We start from the raw sequence: 16,357 nt of genomic DNA, 5'->3' as shown, positions 1-16,357 counted from the left end.
TTGGTCCTTAGCTTCTACCTGTTTGCTTGATGCTGAGAGCTCGCCCAGGACTGGCGAATGGCATATAACGGTCTCGGCTATCGCAAGTTGCGGGAGTAAAGACGCGGATTTGTCGGATTAGTTATTTTCTTTCTTGGTTTCTAAAATTACACTTTTTCCTGAATATCCGTTATTTGCGATGAGCCGTTGTTATGCACAGTACGATTATGATTCCGAATCTTTTTCTTTCTTTTTAATTATTTGATCCTCCTCAATGATCTCAATATCTTCTCCGGTTCTAAAACCTTCGTTGTCTTTTTCTAAAAATAACATGTCATTAACCATGACTTGAATTTTACTGTCATTTTGGATCACACCATCGGCAACAAGTTGTGAAATTCCTTTAATTACATTCAACTTATCTTGCATAATTCTTATTTCTGCTGCCCTATTTTCAAGTTCTAACTTTTCAATCTCTAATTTTCTAAGTTTGTCCGCATCTTTTGAATCTATCAGACCTTCGGTCTCTTTTTGCAATTTTTCTCTTTCAGCTTTAATTTTTTTCGCTTCCTCAATTGGAGTATCTAAATATTTAGCTTCTACTGCATCTTTAGATTTATCTAGAACCTCTTTTACCTCTTCCTTAGCCAAAAAGTCTCTAATTTGTATTTTAATTCTAGCCCATCTACTTCCTAATCCCCAATCTTCCAATTTAACTTTAACTCCATCAATTTGTTCAAGTGCAGTTGAAATTGACCAAATAGTATATCCAATTTGTGTCGCACTATAATTATCATTTAAATCATTGAATTTTAATTCTAAAGTCCATTCAAAGCTAGTATTACGTGGTAATTCTCTTTCTTTTTCAATTTCGGAAATTATATGATTTGAATTTATTTTTTCTCTCAAATCTTCAATTTCTAGATTAAGAATTTTGTCAAAAAGGATTGATTTAAAATTATTATTATTTCTTCTAATTTTGATAGAGTTGGCTAAAATGTCTGAGTTAACTAAATCTCTTGGAACTCTTCTAGCACTATACTTCATGCCTTTTTTATCCTCTACATGATAAACAGCTATTGAACTAGAACTGTATCGTCGATATCCACTTTCGTCTTCGCCTTCATAATTCAACCGATCCATTCTTCTTGGTGAGAGAAATTTTATGTACTTCCTAAACTGTAACGCATCTATTTTTTTGATGTTTGCCAATAAAGCTGAAGAAATTAGAATATTATAGCTGAAATCGAATATAAATTCTCTTCTAGTTCCTAAAACTCTAAAAATTCCGCTCCACTCCTTTAGCATTTTTTGAATTGAAGAATTTCCTAATTGAACGAGGTTTGGTTTTTTTAATTCAAACTTGGCTAAATCATCTAGATTTCGTTCTAGAATAGTTAAAGCCCGTTCAATTATATCATAATTGGGTTGCTTTTCTTTGGAAATTCCAGCCTTTAATATGTCAATTTTGAAAGCTTCTATTAAATTATAATATTCATCAAAAATATCCTCTCTTTCTTTGGAAAGTAATTCATTGTCAATTGTCTGTTTGCTCATATTTTGTGTTTTCTAGTATTGTGCATAACTGTCTCGATTATCGCAAGTCACGGGAATGAGTACGCGGATTTGTCGGCTTACCGTTTTTCTTTTTTGGTTTTCTAAATTACACTTTTTCGGCAATACCCGTTATTTGCGATGAATCGTTGTTGGCAATAGTTATTTTACCTCTATTTCGTATTTGAAGGATTGATCTCTTTTATTATCCACTACAATATTATAATATCCTTTATCCAATATGAAATATGACTTATCTGATTTACTTTCTAGTTCAACAATATCAACAGGAATCGCCACTTCAATATTTTCTCCTTTTTTATAAGCTAATGCCATAATAGGATATTCAATTTCGAAATCTTCATTCTTTATCTCTACAGTTTTTGAATCACTATTAATTAACCATTGAGGTCTTCCTTTTTCATATTTTGTATTTGGGTGTAGAACGGCAATATCACTCCAACCATTCTTTTTTTGGTATTGAAAAGTATTATTATCGGAATCTATAAGGATAGAAGGCTGTTCTAATTCTAGAGCTTTAAGAAGCGGTTGATTAAATTTAAGATTATTTCTTTCGCTATATTTTACTTGATTAATAGTAAGAGGATTTACTCCAGTAAATTCTTTTAGACGTCCAGCCATGGCTTTTCCCCAACTTCTATGTTCTCCTTCTAGAGCATGATCAAAACCACAATAAATTAAGAATTTTTCATCAGGTCTTTTATCCATTATTTTTTGAATATTTTTTGCTTGAGATATTTCTCTTTCTTTACCATTTAAATCTCCAGTTTGCTCATAAGCAAATACATTAAAGCCTAAATTTAATGCTGTTCGCAACATATTTCCAAAGTTTGGGTCTTGAGTATAATAACCAGATTCCTGAATTGCATATTTTCTATTATTTAGGTTTACATCATGTTTATTACCATTTGATAAAGCTTCCACACCTAAATTTCTATATCCTTGTTTATATAAATCCTGAAGTAGCTCTTGGGTAAAAACCCTGTGAGATGAATAATGATGAGCTTCATTTATAATAATTACTCTATTTCTTTTAGATTGTTGAATTATATATTCTTTTGCTGGAACTATTTTATAATTCTCTTCAATAGAATCTATTTCAGTTTGAGTGTAATTCTTGTCAGCTCCTCCAAATGCCATTGACCAATTTCTAAGTGCATTTTTAAAATCTCCTTTGGAAGCATATTCCCCTGCTGAAATTTGATATTTCCAACTTACTGTGTCTTCTTTAACTTTTTTCTCAATCTCAGAATTGAATTTATATGGATTATTAAATTCAATTTGTTTTGGAGGTTCTTGACTTTTACAGGTTAAAAATAGTAGACAAAAAATTGATGAATTGATTAGTGTGATGAATTTCATAAATAATTATTTGACCTAAATATAACTAAATATTTAGTTTAAACTAAGGGCTTAGTTTAATAATTATTGCCAACGGTCTCGGTTATCGCCAGTTGGCGGAGTAGGGGATGCGGATTTGTCGGCTTACTATTGGTTTGTTGGTCAAGTTAATTATTTTCTTAGTAAAGCTGCCGCTTATTGGCGATTAACCGTTGTTGTAAGCTGTTTTTCTACGATTAAAAATCTTATCTCGTTCCCACGTAATTATTAATATTGTCCAGATTACTATGCAAATTATTGTTACGTAATTATTTCTTAGAATTAACAATCCGTGGATTGAAGCAGCTACGAATATTGAATTAGTCTTTTGAACTGCGTAAGCCATTATAATTGAAACAATTGTTGTTAATAATATAAAATAATGAAGACCACCGAATTGATTAAAATTTTTAAAAATTAAAATATGCCATAAGCCCCATAGAATTCCTGTAATTATTCCTTTAATTAGTGTAGGAGTTTTTTCTAATTTGTCATTTAAGAAACCTCTCCAGGCAATTTCTTCAAAAATATCATATACCAACATCGATGAGCAGAATATTAAGGCCCAAGAATGTTCATTAATATTGAATTTATTAGAAAGTCCAAATAAGCTATAGATGATTATATACGACGTAGCAATTATTAAACTTTTAAAAGGTTTATTTCCTAAAAAGGATGTTTTATAATTCTGTTTAAATATTAAATAGCAAATAATAGTAGCTATCAAAAGTCCGATCCCGTGATTCCAGCTAAATGACACATTTAAATCAAATACCGAAATCCATAGTTTTTTAATTAGATTTGGAAATTTTGTAAAAGTATAAGTTAGGACGCACGCTAAAACATAAAATATCAGAATTTGAATCCATTTAGCACTTGAGATTTTCTTTTTAAAAGTCATTATTTACACTAAAATCTTAATTGAAAAATTGCTTACAACGGTCTCGAATAATCGTCAGTTGTGGTTGAAGGTATTCGGATTTGTCGGCTTAGGTTTTAGTTTCCTGATTTCTAAAAGTACTATTTTATTTCAAATGGCCACAATTGCGAATATTCGTTGTTATACACTGGTGCGATACAGCCGAGTGAGAACCTCAGATATGCCGCAGTCGGGAATAATTTCACAATCAATTGAGGATCTTGCTCGTTTTGTAACAATTCTTGCGTCCGAGTAAGTGTCCGTTTCTCAGTACTAAGCTTGTTTTTGATAAAGTTCTTAGTAGCTAATTTGTGTTTGAGTAGCGACCAAAACATTATTTTTTCATAATTATCTTCCTGAGCGATTTTCTAAAATTTTCAATAGAACCAGGATTTTGAAAGTTATCGATGAACAAAAGATCCTTAGTTCAAAATTATCAATTGAAGGCTTTAAAACTCGAATTTTTCAGATTGGATTCTAATAGTTCTTAGTAGCTAAGATCGTTGCGGAGCACTTGTGTATAACGGTCTCGGTTATCGCCAGTTGGCGGAGTAGGGGACGCGGATTTGTCGGCTTAGTATTGGTTTGTTGGTCAAGTTAAATATTTTCTTTCAAACCCTGCCGCTTATTGGCGATTAACCGTTGTTGTTGCAAGTTAAACCTTGCACACTATATAATTTTAGTTCCAAAATCTTTAGCATTAGGATTACTTGGAAAGCTACCAATTACTTTGAGCTCTATGTTCTTGCTTTTTGGAAATTGAACTATTATTCTATCGAATTATTAAGTACATCTGCAGAATAGAAATTTCCGAATGCTTGTAAGCTATCCTCTGGAACATCATAATTCACCAAATTTGGATCATCACTTGTAATTACTAATTCAAATCTCTCATTTTCAAATTGTCCGATTGAACTTATTCCACGTTGTGAAGCATTTCTAACTGTTATTCCTTTTGGAATTTTCAACATTGTGGAATCGGATGTGAATATACCTATTTCAATATCTTTTTCTAATCTTCCAATATCATAAGAAGGAGAATTTAAATAGCTGATTATAAAAACTATATTCATTAAAATAGATATTCTAAAGATCCATTTTTTCATACGGAAATTTTGATGGTTTAATTTGCTACAACGGTCTCGGTTATCGCCAGTTGGCGGAGTAGGGGACGCGGATTTGTCGGCTTAGTATTGGTTTGTTGGTCAAGTTAATTATTTTCTTTCTAACGGTGCCGCTTATTGGCGATTAACCGTTGTTGTGTGCTGTCCTAATCCGGGAATTCTGATTCAGGACCCCAAAATGACAATTGTCCTATTGGAGTATTAATTGGCTTATTACTATATAATATTTTTTCAGGTAGTTTAATCTCGACATTGTTACTTCTGTACTTTTCAATTTTTTCTCTGTTATTATTACAGAAGGGATGTGTTGGACGCATATTTTCAGGATCTGTCTCTTTGACCTTTCTAAATTCTTCGACATGATCGTACTGTATGCCACCATATTTGAGATTTACAACTCCTCCGCAAATATGGCATCTTACTGAACTTGTAAATAGTTCATTTATATTAGATTGTGATTTATCTCTTTTAGTAAAAGATCTTCCATTTCTTTTAATCGACTTACTTTGTCTTTTAGAATGAGTTAGTTTTAGAATTTTCTTTTCAAAGTCTACTTCTTCTAATTTTAAATCCTTTTGAGTGTGTAATAAAGTTATTAAATCCTCAAAAAATTCACTCATAGACCTCGCCGCTTTTAACCCTGCACCAGATTTGGCAGCAAGTGCAGCTATTTCTTGTTTATAATAAAATAAAATATGTTCAATTTTTTCTCTATTTGCCGAAAAGATGATCTTTCTATCAAACACATCTGTTTCTGAGCCATTAAATAACCAGTATGTAAATCCATATAATAAAGCTCTTAAATGTTGACCTCTGTGATTATACCAATAAAATAAAGGGACAAGAGATAGAGATTGTGGATTATTTTTGGTACTTGAAAGATGTTCTAATCTATAATTCAGTTTAGTTAGAATTTCATTAGCATTTTCAATTACAGTCGTAGTATCCTTTTGAAAATCTTTCTTTAAAATTTCAATTTGATCTTCTGCGTTGAGGGCAATTTGGTTCCAAACTAAAAGAGGAATTAATTCTAATAAGTACACATGCTTTTGAAAATATGCAGGTGCAACAAATATTGGGACTGTCAATTCTTGGATTGGAATAGCAAACGGAGGCACAAATAACTTCGTGTATATATCGTTCGAAAATTTTGAAAATGTATCAACTTTGTCTTGATCATTTTCATTCAAATTTTGATTTGGCCAATAATGTCCATTTTCTCCTCCATTAGCTATATGCATAATGGATCTTGAATAACTTCCTTTTCGATATTCTATCAAGGTAGCTTCCCATGGATCTAGCGCTTGACCTTGCCTATTTATACGTAAAAATGATTGTTCTGCCGATTCATAATTTCCTGTTTCATATTGTGCATATAAGGCACTATTACTTCCAATTACATCCGAGTAAAAATTAGCCTGTAAAAATTCTCTTTCTTTCATTTTTTTCTTTGGTGCTTCACCTTCTTTGATAAGCTTTTGCAGCCTGTCATATGAATTGCGAAACTCTTGAAATGAACCAATCTTAGAATTAATTAGTGTTCTGGTATCTTCAGCTATTTTACTAATATGAGACTTATCTCTTCTTTCATAATAATTTAAAGTTTTATCCCCATAATCGTCTGTCATCCAAGCGCGAATAATAGATAACCGGTGTGCGCCATCTAAGATATAAGTGATGCCGTTTTCTTCACTTTTCCATAGGATGATACTTGGAATTATTCTCCCCAAAAATACAGACTCAATAAAATCCCTACACTGAATTGGTGACCAGGCATTTGTTTCTCTTTGAAAATCTGGCTTTTTTAATCTTTCAAACCACTCACTTCTAATATCATTGAATCGAATAAAATGATCATTCATTCTTTTCGCTAAGGGAGTGGAAAATTCAGACGTTTCATTGTCAAAATATCTTATACTCAATCTTTGAATTAGATGATCTAGGTGTACTTTGTTTGATTCTGTTAATTGCATAGAGTTTCTTTAGGATTGCACACAACGGTCCCGGCTATCGTAAGTTGCGGGAGTAAGAACGCGGATTTGTCGGATTAGTTCTTTTAATAATTGGTCTCTAAAATAGCCATTTTCAGCAAACTACCCGTTATTTGCGATGAGCCGTTGTTGTTGCCAGTGCGGCTACCTACCAATTTTTAAAATTCTTATTGCACCTTGGATTACAATAATGAATACAATTGTTCCAATAATTAGATCAGGCGTACTTGAATTTAACCAGTTGACTAGTAAGGCTGCGATTATTACTCCCGTATTAATTATAATGTCATTTGACGTGAAGATCATACTTGCTTTCATATGAGCTTCTTTTTTACTTTTTGATTTTTGAAGTAGGTATAAACATATACCATTTGCAATCAATGCTAAAATTGAAACAATTATCATTGTTGAAAAATCCGGAAGTTTTTCATTTCCAAAAAATCTTCTTAGAACTTCTGCAAATCCAATTAGCGCTAATAAAATTTGGAAGTAACCAGCTAAATTGGCTATTTTTTTCTTTTTTACGATTGAACCTCCTACAGCGAAAAGACTAATTCCATATACAAATGAATCTGCCAGCATATCTAAACTATCTGCAACTAATCCCATAGATTTTGAGATTAAGCCAGTTGTCATTTCTATGATAAAAAATGCAAAATTTATTATTAGTACAGACCAGAGTAATTTTTTTTGTTGAGAATTTTCTTCGAATTCAGTTTGGTCGGTTTGTTCCGTTTTAATTTTTTTAGTTCCTAATTTTAGTCCGCTTAATGATTCTTCTATAGATTGAATTCCACCCTCATGGAATACCGTTAATTTTCTATTTGGAATATCGAAATCGAGATTTTTAATACTAGAGATTTCATCTAATTTCATCCTAATCAGATTTTCTTCTGAAGGACAATCCATTTTTGAAATTTCGAAAACTGATTTATTCATTGAGATTAAATTTATCTAGCTGTTGCAAGATAAATTATGAATTTGAACTTGAGAACTTTCTTTTTTAGAAATTTGGTTTTTAAACTGAATGCTCAATGTCCGCATTGGCTACAACTGGTTATATCCACTAAATTATACAATTTTATCCGAGTATGATAAGGGATAAACACAGTTTTGAGTGTTATTCGCAATTCAGCACGGATTAATTATAGAACGGCTACACTTCATTCAATTAGCTGTACGGAGTTTCAATTGAGGGTTCGAAACCAACCTTCTTGAATATTTGAGGTGCTAAATTAGGTGCGTATATTTCAATTCTACAGTCTTCGAAAGCCGATTATTGCTATGAAAAGCAAAATCTGGTTAGTTCCTCTTTCTCCGCAAAGACAGCGGACTAATATATTTAGAATGTTGTTATTAAATTTACACCCAATCCTATTCAGATTGGGTGTTTTTTTATTTTCTATTCTTAGTTGTTTGGTCTTTTTTCACTTCTATTTACTAGCTGTTTTCTAATTTTAAGTTACTTTCAAAATCTTACTACAGTTTTTGATGTGTAAAACTGTGTTGATAACTTAAAGTCTAATTGAAAGATCAACGTATCTTTCTTTATAAGTTTACAACTATTAGTTAATTCGATGTTCAAGGGGAATCATGTGAAATTCATGAACTGTTGCGCAACTGTAAATAATCTTGATTCTGGATTATAAGTCAGACTACCTTTTCGAATTAATGACTTTTACTTTCGCATAAAAAGTAATGGTCCTGGATTATTTCGTGGTCTTACTCGATACTTTCCTCTCCATTCCATTTTATGCTTTTGTTTAACATTAATACATAAGCATTATGAGTATTTTTAGCAAGAGGCTGAATTACAAGCCGTTTGAATATCCTAAAATTTTGGAATTTACAGATGCTATCAACAAATCCTTTTGGGTACATTCAGAAGTAGATTTCACAGCCGATGTTCAGGATTTTCATACCTACCTCTCCACTAGCGAAAAAGATGTGGTCAAAAAAAGTTTACTGGCGATAGCGCAAATCGAGATCGCTGTAAAGTCATTTTGGGGCGATCTTTATAAGCACTTACCAAAACCAGAATTTAACGGACTAGGAAGTACATTCGCTGAATGTGAATTTAGACATTCACAGGCTTATTCTCAACTCTTAGAAGTTTTAGGCTATAATAACGAGTTTGCAAAAGTAGTGGAAGTCCCGGCAATTAAAAACAGAATCAAATATTTATCTGAAGCCCTTGAACATAGTAAGGCAGATGATCCCAGGGACTATGTCTCTTCTTTAATATTGTTTTCAATTTTAATCGAAAACGTATCCTTGTTTAGTCAATTCGCAATTGTACTTTCTTTTAATCGCTTTAAGGGTGTGATGAAGAATATCAGTAACATTATTGCATGGACTTCAGTAGATGAACAAATTCACGCGAATGCGGGTGTCTATATCATCAATCAAATTCGTGAAGAATGTCCAGATTATTTTGATGAAGAACTAAATAAGAAACTCATAGGAATCGTCAAAAAGTCAATTGAGGTTGAAGAAGAAATTCTTGATTGGATCTTCGAAACTGGGGAGTTACAAAACATCAATAAAAAAAATCTGATGGACTTTATGAAATTCAGATTAGATGAAAGTTTACACAGCATAGGATTATCAAAAATTTATAACATCTCGACTGAAGAATACCAACCAATGCTATGGTTTGAAGAAGAGATTTTCGCAAACAGTCTGGATGATTTCTTCGCTAGACGCCCAGTGGAGTATACTAAACACGATAAAAGTATTACTGCGGCAGACCTTTTTTAAACCTTATTCAATTTTAGGAGAAACTCGATAACACTATGACCACAACTGTGAAAACTCAACCATTGATTGACAGTGACACTACTAAAGAAAGACTTTGGTGGCTTAATGATGAAAGTCAGCAAATATTAAACAGGGGCTACCTTTTAAAGGGAGAAACCGTTAAGTCTGCTATTGAGCGTATAGCCAACGCTTCAGCAAAAAGATTGTATAAACCAGAATTAGCAGAAGCCTTTATCGAAATGATTGAGCGTGGCTGGATGAGTTTAAGTTCTCCTATCTGGGCAAATATGGGAACTGAGCGCGGCTTACCAATTTCATGTTTTAATGTCTATGTGCCAGATAATATTGAGGGAATAACCCATAAACTCGGAGAGGTCATCATGCAAACCAAAATAGGCGGAGGTACTTCCGGTTATTTTGGAGAACTAAGAGGAAGAGGAAGCGCGGTAACTGATAATGGTAAAAGTAGTGGTGCAACTAGTTTTATGAAACTATTTGATACAGCTATGGATACTATCTCTCAGGGTGGTGTACGCCGTGGGGCATTTGCAGCATATTTGGATATAGATCATCCAGATATAAAAGAGTTTTTAGAAATCAAAAATATCGGTAATCCCATTCAGAATTTATTCAACGGCGTTTGTGTGCCCGACTACTGGATGCAGGAAATGATAGAAGGAGACATGGATAAACGTGAAATCTGGGCCAAAGTCTTAGAGAGTCGGCAGCAAAAAGGTCTTCCCTATATTCTCTTTAAGGATAATGTCAACCGTTTTAAGCCACAGGTTTATAAAGATAAGAACAGAACGATACATTCAAGTAACTTATGCTCCGAAATTGCATTACCATCTACGGAAGATGAATCATTTATTTGCTGTCTTTCTTCCATGAACCTAGAATTATACGACGAATGGAAGGATACGGAAGCTGTAAAACTTGCGGTCTATTTTCTGGATGGAGTTTTACAGGAATTTATCGCCAAAACTGAAGGGAATCACTATCTGGCTTCGGCAAACCGATTTGCTAAAAATCATCGTGCCCTTGGATTGGGAGCTATGGGATGGCATTCATATTTGCAAAAGAAAAGGATCCCGTTCGAAGGAATGCAGGCAAAGGGAATTACCCACAACATCTTCGAAGATATTAGTGTTAAAGCAACTAAGGCAAGTAAGGAACTTGCCGTGATTTATGGAGAACCGGAAATTCTCAAAGGCTATGGATTGAGAAACACAACCTTAATGGCCATCGCACCAACGACCTCCTCTTCAGCAATACTTGGACAAACATCCCCCGGTATTGAACCGTTTAGCAGTAATTACTATAAAGCTGGACTGGCAAAAGGAAACTTCATGCGTAAGAATAAATATCTAAAAGAATTGTTAGCTGAAAAAGGTCTTGATAATGAAGATACTTGGAGGAGCATCATGTTAAATCACGGAAGTATTCAACATTTAGACACGCTGACTCAAGAGGAAAAAAATGTTTTTAAAACTTTTAAAGAGATAAGTCAGTTAGAAATTATTCAGCAGGCTTCCATACGCCAAAAGTTTATAGATCAAGCTCAAAGTCTCAATTTGAATATTCCCTCAGGCTTACCTGTAAGGGAGGTCAATAAATTACTGATCGAAGCCTGGAAACTCGGGGTTAAGACTTTGTACTACCAGAGAAGTCAAAGTGTTTCTAAAGAGTTTGTCTCAGACATTGTAAGTTGTTCCAGTTGTGAAGCATAAATAATTAGATCATGAAAAATAATCTTTACAATATGAGATGTCTGGATATATATTTATCCGGATTATCAAAAGAACAATATGATAATATTAAACATGAAATAGATCCTTCTAAAATGAAAAGAGGACCTTTGGTAAGTTGGGATATTTTTATGGATAGTTATCAAAAGAAAATACGCGATGCCAGAAAATCTTCAGAAATTAAACAAGTTTATGCATTAGCTGAGAAATTCAGATGGAGGAATGATTTGAAATTGGCCTTCAAAGAATATGAATATGAGGCTTTGGTCATTACAGATTTGAACCAAAAAATAATCTGGCTGAATGAAGGATTCACAAAAATGACTGGCTATTCCAAAAATTTCGCAATAAATAAAAGTCCTAAATTTTTACACGGAGAAAATACTTCCTTAGAGGCAAAATTAAGATTTAGAGAAAAGATAGCTCAGAATAAGCCATTTAAAGAAATCATTATCAACTATAAGAAGGATAGAACTGCTTACAATTGTGAGATCAAGGTAATCCCATTGTTTAACGATAATACAACCCATTATCTGGCATTTGAACAAAAGGTGAGATGAATCACAATGTTATTAAGTTCGGCGGTACAGCTTTGTATTTGATAGATGAAATGCCTTCTTTTACTGCTATATTTAGCAGGTGACAAATAAAAAGTAAATATTCTGGAAGAAACTATAGGAATAAAGTTTCAGACATGTTTGCACAAGGTAGAACGTTGTATTTTATAATATTAGGCAATCGAAGTTACTTCCCCAGAAAGCTTTCAAAGTACGGCTCTAGGATAATGTTATTGGAATCTTAATAATAAAGCTTGGAGGCAGATTTAAACTTCTATTTAATAAAAAAAACCTCCTTTTCAGGAGGTTTTTAGTTTACTTTTTTGATTCTGCAACAGAGACTTTACGAAATTCTTTTAGAAGTTTTTCTAATTCCAAAGAGGCTTTTCTTGCTCTGGTTCCAGCACTTTTATTACCACTCTCTAATTGAGTATTGGCCTCTGTCTGGAATGATTCAAATGTTGACTGAATGTTTTCAACTAGCTCTTTCATTTTTGAGATTTTTAGGTTAATGTGCGAAAATAGAAGATTTTTCCGGGATGCGGACCTCTTCCTGCGTTTTTCGTAGCACCATTGGGTGATAGGAGAGATTTATTTGCATTTGATTATTCAGATAAGCATTTTTAATTAAGTGAATATTAGTTTTCTAATATGATTTAATCATAAAAATTTTTCGATTACTCCTCATCCCCTTGAATACATCCATTCATATACTTTCAAGCGTTTAAAATAATTTAGTATGATATTAACAATGGAGTGCAGGGTACATTCTATTTTTATTTAAAAAAAACAAGCATGCCCAATTTTGCAGATATTAATTCATGTTGTTTAAAGATGCCAGAAGATTCAAGGCATTTTCCAGCGGCTGCAATGCAATTGCTTCATGAACAATCATTGCTTCAAATTAATCTTCCGAAGAGATTTCGGGTAATAGATGAACGCATACCTGTTTATAAAACACTATGTAAGATTGGTAAATGCAATCTGTCTGTAGGGCGTATTTATGAAGGTCATTTAAACGCGATCAAGCTCATTAAGGATCATGGATCTGAGTCACAACAGGAGTATTTTTTCCAGGAGGCCAGAATTGGAAAATTATTTAGCGTTTGGAATACAGAAATGAGTTCTGAAGCCCTTACAGCACAAGTAAGTCATAGCAAGCTTAAACTGAATGGAGCAAAAACTTTTTGTTCAGGAGGATTACAAATTGATTATGCGATCATAACTGCTGAAGTTGCGGGTGATAAACAGATGTTGATCATTCCGCTTAAGGAATATCCGAAACTAATCGAGGACTGGTCCCTGTGGAATCCCATGGGAATGAAAAACTCGGTAAGTTGCCGAATCGATTTTTCGGGGATAGAGATTTCAAGCGATTTGAAGTTAGGTAAATTAAATGCTTACCAGCAACAGCCGTGGTTTTCGGGTGGCGCCATGCGTTTTGCAGCGGTTCAACTCGGCGGGGCAGAGGCATTGATGCTCTCTACGATCGATCACTTGAATGCACAAAACAAATCCAGTGACCCTTATCAACAACAGCGTATGGGTACTATGGCGATACTGGTCGAATCTGGGAAGTTCTGGTTACAAAAAGCCCAGGAAATAGATGATCATCAGGAAAATTATTCTTCAGCTGAAATTGTGAATTTTGCCGATATGATGCGCAGTGCGATTTTAAATATTTCCGAAGAAATCTTACAGCTAACCGAACGTTCTATTGGCGTCCAGGGTTTTATGGAAAATCATCCAATGGAGCAGGTTTACAGGGATCTTAAAGTATATCTTAAACAACCTGGACCGGATCTTGCTCTCAAAAATGTAGGAGCTTATACTTTTGATCATTATACGAAATGAAAAATACCCGGGAACACATAGAGAAAGCCCCATTTCTAAATATCGAAGGACTCCACAGGGATTTGGGAAAAGTGATCATTGTAGCCCCACATCCCGATGATGAAAGCCTTGGCTGCGGAGGATTAATCGCTCATTTAGCTGCTCAGAATGCAGAAGTATACGTACTATTTCTTACCAATGGTGATGCTTCGCATCCTAATTCCAGTAAATTTCCACCAGATAAATTGGGGAAATTGCGAAAGTCTGAAGCGATTAATGCCTGTAAGATTTTAGGGGTAAAGGAAGAAAATCTCATATTTCTAAATGCTGGTGATGGGAAATTAGCTGAAAAGTTTAAAAATGACCATTCGGTCATAAATGAATTAAAACAATTCTTTCTGCAGAAGGAACCGGACACTATTTTTTCACCCTGGCGTAGAGACCATCATATTGATCATGTTGCTGCTTATAATCTGATCAATAAAGCAGCGGAGAGCCTGGAAAGCACTATTGTTGAATATCCAATCTGGCTCTGGAAAAAAGGAGAATCTGCCGACTGGCCCGCCAAAGATGAGGTTCTGGTTTTCAGATTAAAGATAGATTCTGTAAAAGAAATTAAGAAAGCAGCGATCCAGGCTCATATAAGTCAGACTACAAATTTGATCGATGATGATCCTGAAGGTTTTATTCTCACTGAAGATCTAATGCAGCCGTTTATAGGGAATTATGAATATTTCTTTTTTCCAGCCAAATCTAAACCTGCAGTTAATGAAACCTATTTTGAGAACTTATATGCAGATAATGACGATCCATGGGATTTTGAAACTAGCAGTTACGAGCAGGAAAAATACCATAAAACTATTGCTGCGGTCTCAGGAAAGTCATTCGAGAATGCTTTAGAGATTGGATGTTCCAACGGAGTTTTCACCAGGTTATTAGCTCCAAAGTGCAAAAATCTACTTGCTATTGATCTTAGTCAGCAAGCCTTAAAATCTGCTAGAAAAAGGTGTGCCGGGTTATCGCAATGCAAATTCATGCAATGGGATATTGGTAATGGTCTGCCAGGAAGTAATTATGACGCCATCTTTTTATCTGAAGTAGGTTATTATTTCGATCTGGAAAGATTAGGTATAATATTTAAAAATATTACGAACTCTTTGCAGTCAGGTGGAATTTTAGTCATGGTGCACTGGACAGCTTATGTTAGATCATATCCACTAACGGGACAACAGGTACATGATCACTTCAGAAAAAATTACTCTAATCGTTTTAAACTGCTTAATTCGGAGCGAGCTGAACTATATATCTTGGAAGTCTGGGAAAAAACTGAAAAATGACTCTCTAGTTCGTTAATAGCTTCAGCTATATTGATATTAGGATGGGCGGCATTCCATGGAGAATGATCTTTCAAAAAATTTTCCAGGTAAATGACCAGTGAATTACTATTATGGTGGATTTCAATTAAAGATAGCAGCGCCTGTTTCTTAATTTTCAACTGTTGACCGATAGAATTCAGAAGGTCTTCAGAAGGCTGAGAGTAATATTGTTTAATTTCAGCGAAAGCCGTGAAACGTACTCTTAGTTTTTCATAGCCTTCAACATTTTCAGTTTTAGAAGCCGACCAGTTCTGGATCTGGGAACCAAAACCACCCTGAACCCTGGATGAGCTACGGCAGGAAGTAGTAACTATAGGCTCCATCGCATGTTTAATATGATAACCATAGCTTATCACTTTCTGATACAATGCGATATCTTCCAGGCAGGCGATAGGAGGTATGCCTCCAATTTTTTTATAAACGGAATTTCGAACCGCCATGTTAGGTCCTGAATTATGAGAGTGCCTCGGCCAGGGATCAGATTGCTGTGGGTATATTTCACTTTCAAGTCTGCTTACCAGGTCAAGATAATGCCTGTTTTCAAAAAGATTCTTCTTTGCATCAGCATTTAAACCTTTTGTGTCTGGAATTATCTGTCCGCATATAAGATCTACCGGTTCAGTTTGAAATTTTAGAAATGAATCTAGCCAGTTCTTATCTGCTATGGTATCAGCATCGGTCATGATTATTAAACCGGTATCAGTAAGTCTCTCGCTGGCAAGATCCATTAAAACTCTTCTCGCTGCACCAACATTATTGATCGCTGGATTGTTTGTTACATGAATATAGAATGGAAACCCAGGATTGAGTTCCTGAAATAGTTTACATAGCTCTACAGTATGATCATTACAGTTATTGCATAAAACCAGAACTTCATATAAATGAGTAGGAAAGGTTTTATCTCCTGACAGCTGATTTGCCAATGCCGTTAAGGTTTTCCAAATCGTTTCCTCTTCGTTCCTGGCAGGAATACAAACGCTTAACTCGATGTCTGACGATACCGAGGGCGTTTGGTTACCATAAGCTTCTAGCTCCGCAACAATCTTTGCGATGGATTCAATATTCACTGAAAGTTTTTACCCTAAAAATACTTAATTGTTCTGCTGAAATAATAG

13 protein-coding genes and 1 riboswitch are annotated in these 16,357 nt (G+C 34.2%); of the genes, 5 read left to right on the top strand and 8 right to left on the bottom strand.

The features are described from left to right. Window positions 1-204: 204 nt before the first annotated feature. The 6 genes from ACSHZO_RS14720 to ACSHZO_RS14695 form a co-directional block, all read right to left on the bottom strand. A complete protein-coding gene (locus ACSHZO_RS14720) occupies window positions 205-1,536 on the bottom strand; it encodes a hypothetical protein (protein WP_298248089.1) in 1,332 nt (443 codons plus the stop codon). Window positions 1,537-1,695: 159 nt separating this feature from the next. Continuing rightward, window positions 1,696-2,916 carry a hypothetical protein gene (locus ACSHZO_RS14715; RefSeq protein ID WP_298248090.1) on the bottom strand — a complete coding sequence of 407 codons (1,221 nt, stop codon included), beginning with the start codon at window positions 2,914-2,916 and terminating at the stop codon, window positions 1,696-1,698. 184 nt (window positions 2,917-3,100) lie between these two features. After that, window positions 3,101-3,835: a CPBP family intramembrane glutamic endopeptidase gene (locus tag ACSHZO_RS14710; RefSeq protein ID WP_298248091.1), complete on the bottom strand. Its 735-nt coding sequence runs from the start codon at window positions 3,833-3,835 to the stop codon at window positions 3,101-3,103. 785 nt (window positions 3,836-4,620) lie between these two features. Then, window positions 4,621-4,959 carry a hypothetical protein gene (locus ACSHZO_RS14705; protein WP_298248092.1) on the bottom strand — a complete coding sequence of 113 codons (339 nt, stop codon included), beginning with the start codon at window positions 4,957-4,959 and terminating at the stop codon, window positions 4,621-4,623. A gap of 164 nt (window positions 4,960-5,123) precedes the next feature. Further along, window positions 5,124-6,950: a GmrSD restriction endonuclease domain-containing protein gene (locus ACSHZO_RS14700; RefSeq protein WP_298248093.1), complete on the bottom strand. Its 1,827-nt coding sequence runs from the start codon at window positions 6,948-6,950 to the stop codon at window positions 5,124-5,126. 162 nt (window positions 6,951-7,112) lie between these two features. Then, the gene (locus ACSHZO_RS14695) at window positions 7,113-7,907 is read right to left on the bottom strand and encodes a cation transporter (RefSeq protein ID WP_298248094.1); all 795 of its coding nucleotides are present in this window, start codon (window positions 7,905-7,907) and stop codon (window positions 7,113-7,115) included. 633 nt (window positions 7,908-8,540) lie between these two features. Then, window positions 8,541-8,637: riboswitch (adenosylcobalamin-variant (AdoCbl-variant) riboswitch) on the top strand. Between the two features lie 116 nt (window positions 8,638-8,753). Between ACSHZO_RS14695 and ACSHZO_RS14690 the strand changes: the two genes are divergently transcribed. Genes ACSHZO_RS14690 through ACSHZO_RS14680 form a run of 3 tightly spaced genes read left to right on the top strand, consistent with a single transcriptional unit; the run spans window position 8,754 to window position 12,036 of the window. Beyond that, a complete protein-coding gene (locus ACSHZO_RS14690) occupies window positions 8,754-9,728 on the top strand; it encodes a ribonucleotide-diphosphate reductase subunit beta (RefSeq protein ID WP_298248095.1) in 975 nt (324 codons plus the stop codon). 35 nt (window positions 9,729-9,763) lie between these two features. Continuing rightward, window positions 9,764-11,458: a ribonucleoside-diphosphate reductase subunit alpha gene (locus ACSHZO_RS14685; RefSeq protein ID WP_295182411.1), complete on the top strand. Its 1,695-nt coding sequence runs from the start codon at window positions 9,764-9,766 to the stop codon at window positions 11,456-11,458. An 11-nt stretch (window positions 11,459-11,469) separates the two neighbouring features. Then, complete coding sequence (locus ACSHZO_RS14680) at window positions 11,470-12,036, top strand: PAS domain-containing protein (protein ID WP_298248096.1); 567 nt, start codon at window positions 11,470-11,472, stop codon at window positions 12,034-12,036. A gap of 312 nt (window positions 12,037-12,348) precedes the next feature. On the opposite strand, the gene ACSHZO_RS14675 is transcribed toward ACSHZO_RS14680, so the two are convergent. Continuing rightward, a complete protein-coding gene (locus ACSHZO_RS14675; protein WP_141878309.1) occupies window positions 12,349-12,525 on the bottom strand; it encodes a histone H1 in 177 nt (58 codons plus the stop codon). Window positions 12,526-12,828: 303 nt separating this feature from the next. Between ACSHZO_RS14675 and ACSHZO_RS14670 the strand changes: the two genes are divergently transcribed. Together ACSHZO_RS14670 and ACSHZO_RS14665 are read left to right on the top strand one after the other, a co-directional pair. Next, window positions 12,829-13,887, top strand: a complete 1,059-nt coding sequence (locus tag ACSHZO_RS14670; RefSeq protein ID WP_298248097.1) for an acyl-CoA dehydrogenase family protein — start codon at window positions 12,829-12,831, stop codon at window positions 13,885-13,887. After that, window positions 13,884-15,203 carry a bifunctional PIG-L family deacetylase/class I SAM-dependent methyltransferase gene (locus ACSHZO_RS14665; protein WP_298248098.1) on the top strand — a complete coding sequence of 440 codons (1,320 nt, stop codon included), beginning with the start codon at window positions 13,884-13,886 and terminating at the stop codon, window positions 15,201-15,203. Before ACSHZO_RS14670 ends, ACSHZO_RS14665 begins: the two co-directional genes overlap by 4 nt. Here the strand turns inward: ACSHZO_RS14665 and ACSHZO_RS14660 are convergent. Further along, window positions 15,122-16,309 (bottom strand): glycosyltransferase, encoded by a 1,188-nt coding sequence (locus ACSHZO_RS14660; protein WP_298248099.1) that lies wholly within the window; start codon window positions 16,307-16,309, stop codon window positions 15,122-15,124. The genes ACSHZO_RS14665 and ACSHZO_RS14660 overlap by 82 nt on opposite strands. Window positions 16,310-16,357: the final 48 nt, after the last annotated feature.

It is taken from the genome of Christiangramia sp. 3-2217-3z, assembly GCF_051195275.1.
Taxonomy (GTDB): Bacteria; Bacteroidota; Bacteroidia; order Flavobacteriales; family Flavobacteriaceae; genus Christiangramia; species Christiangramia marina.
The sequence above is the reverse complement of the archived record's forward strand: the minus strand, read 5'-3'. Positions and strand labels throughout refer to the sequence as shown.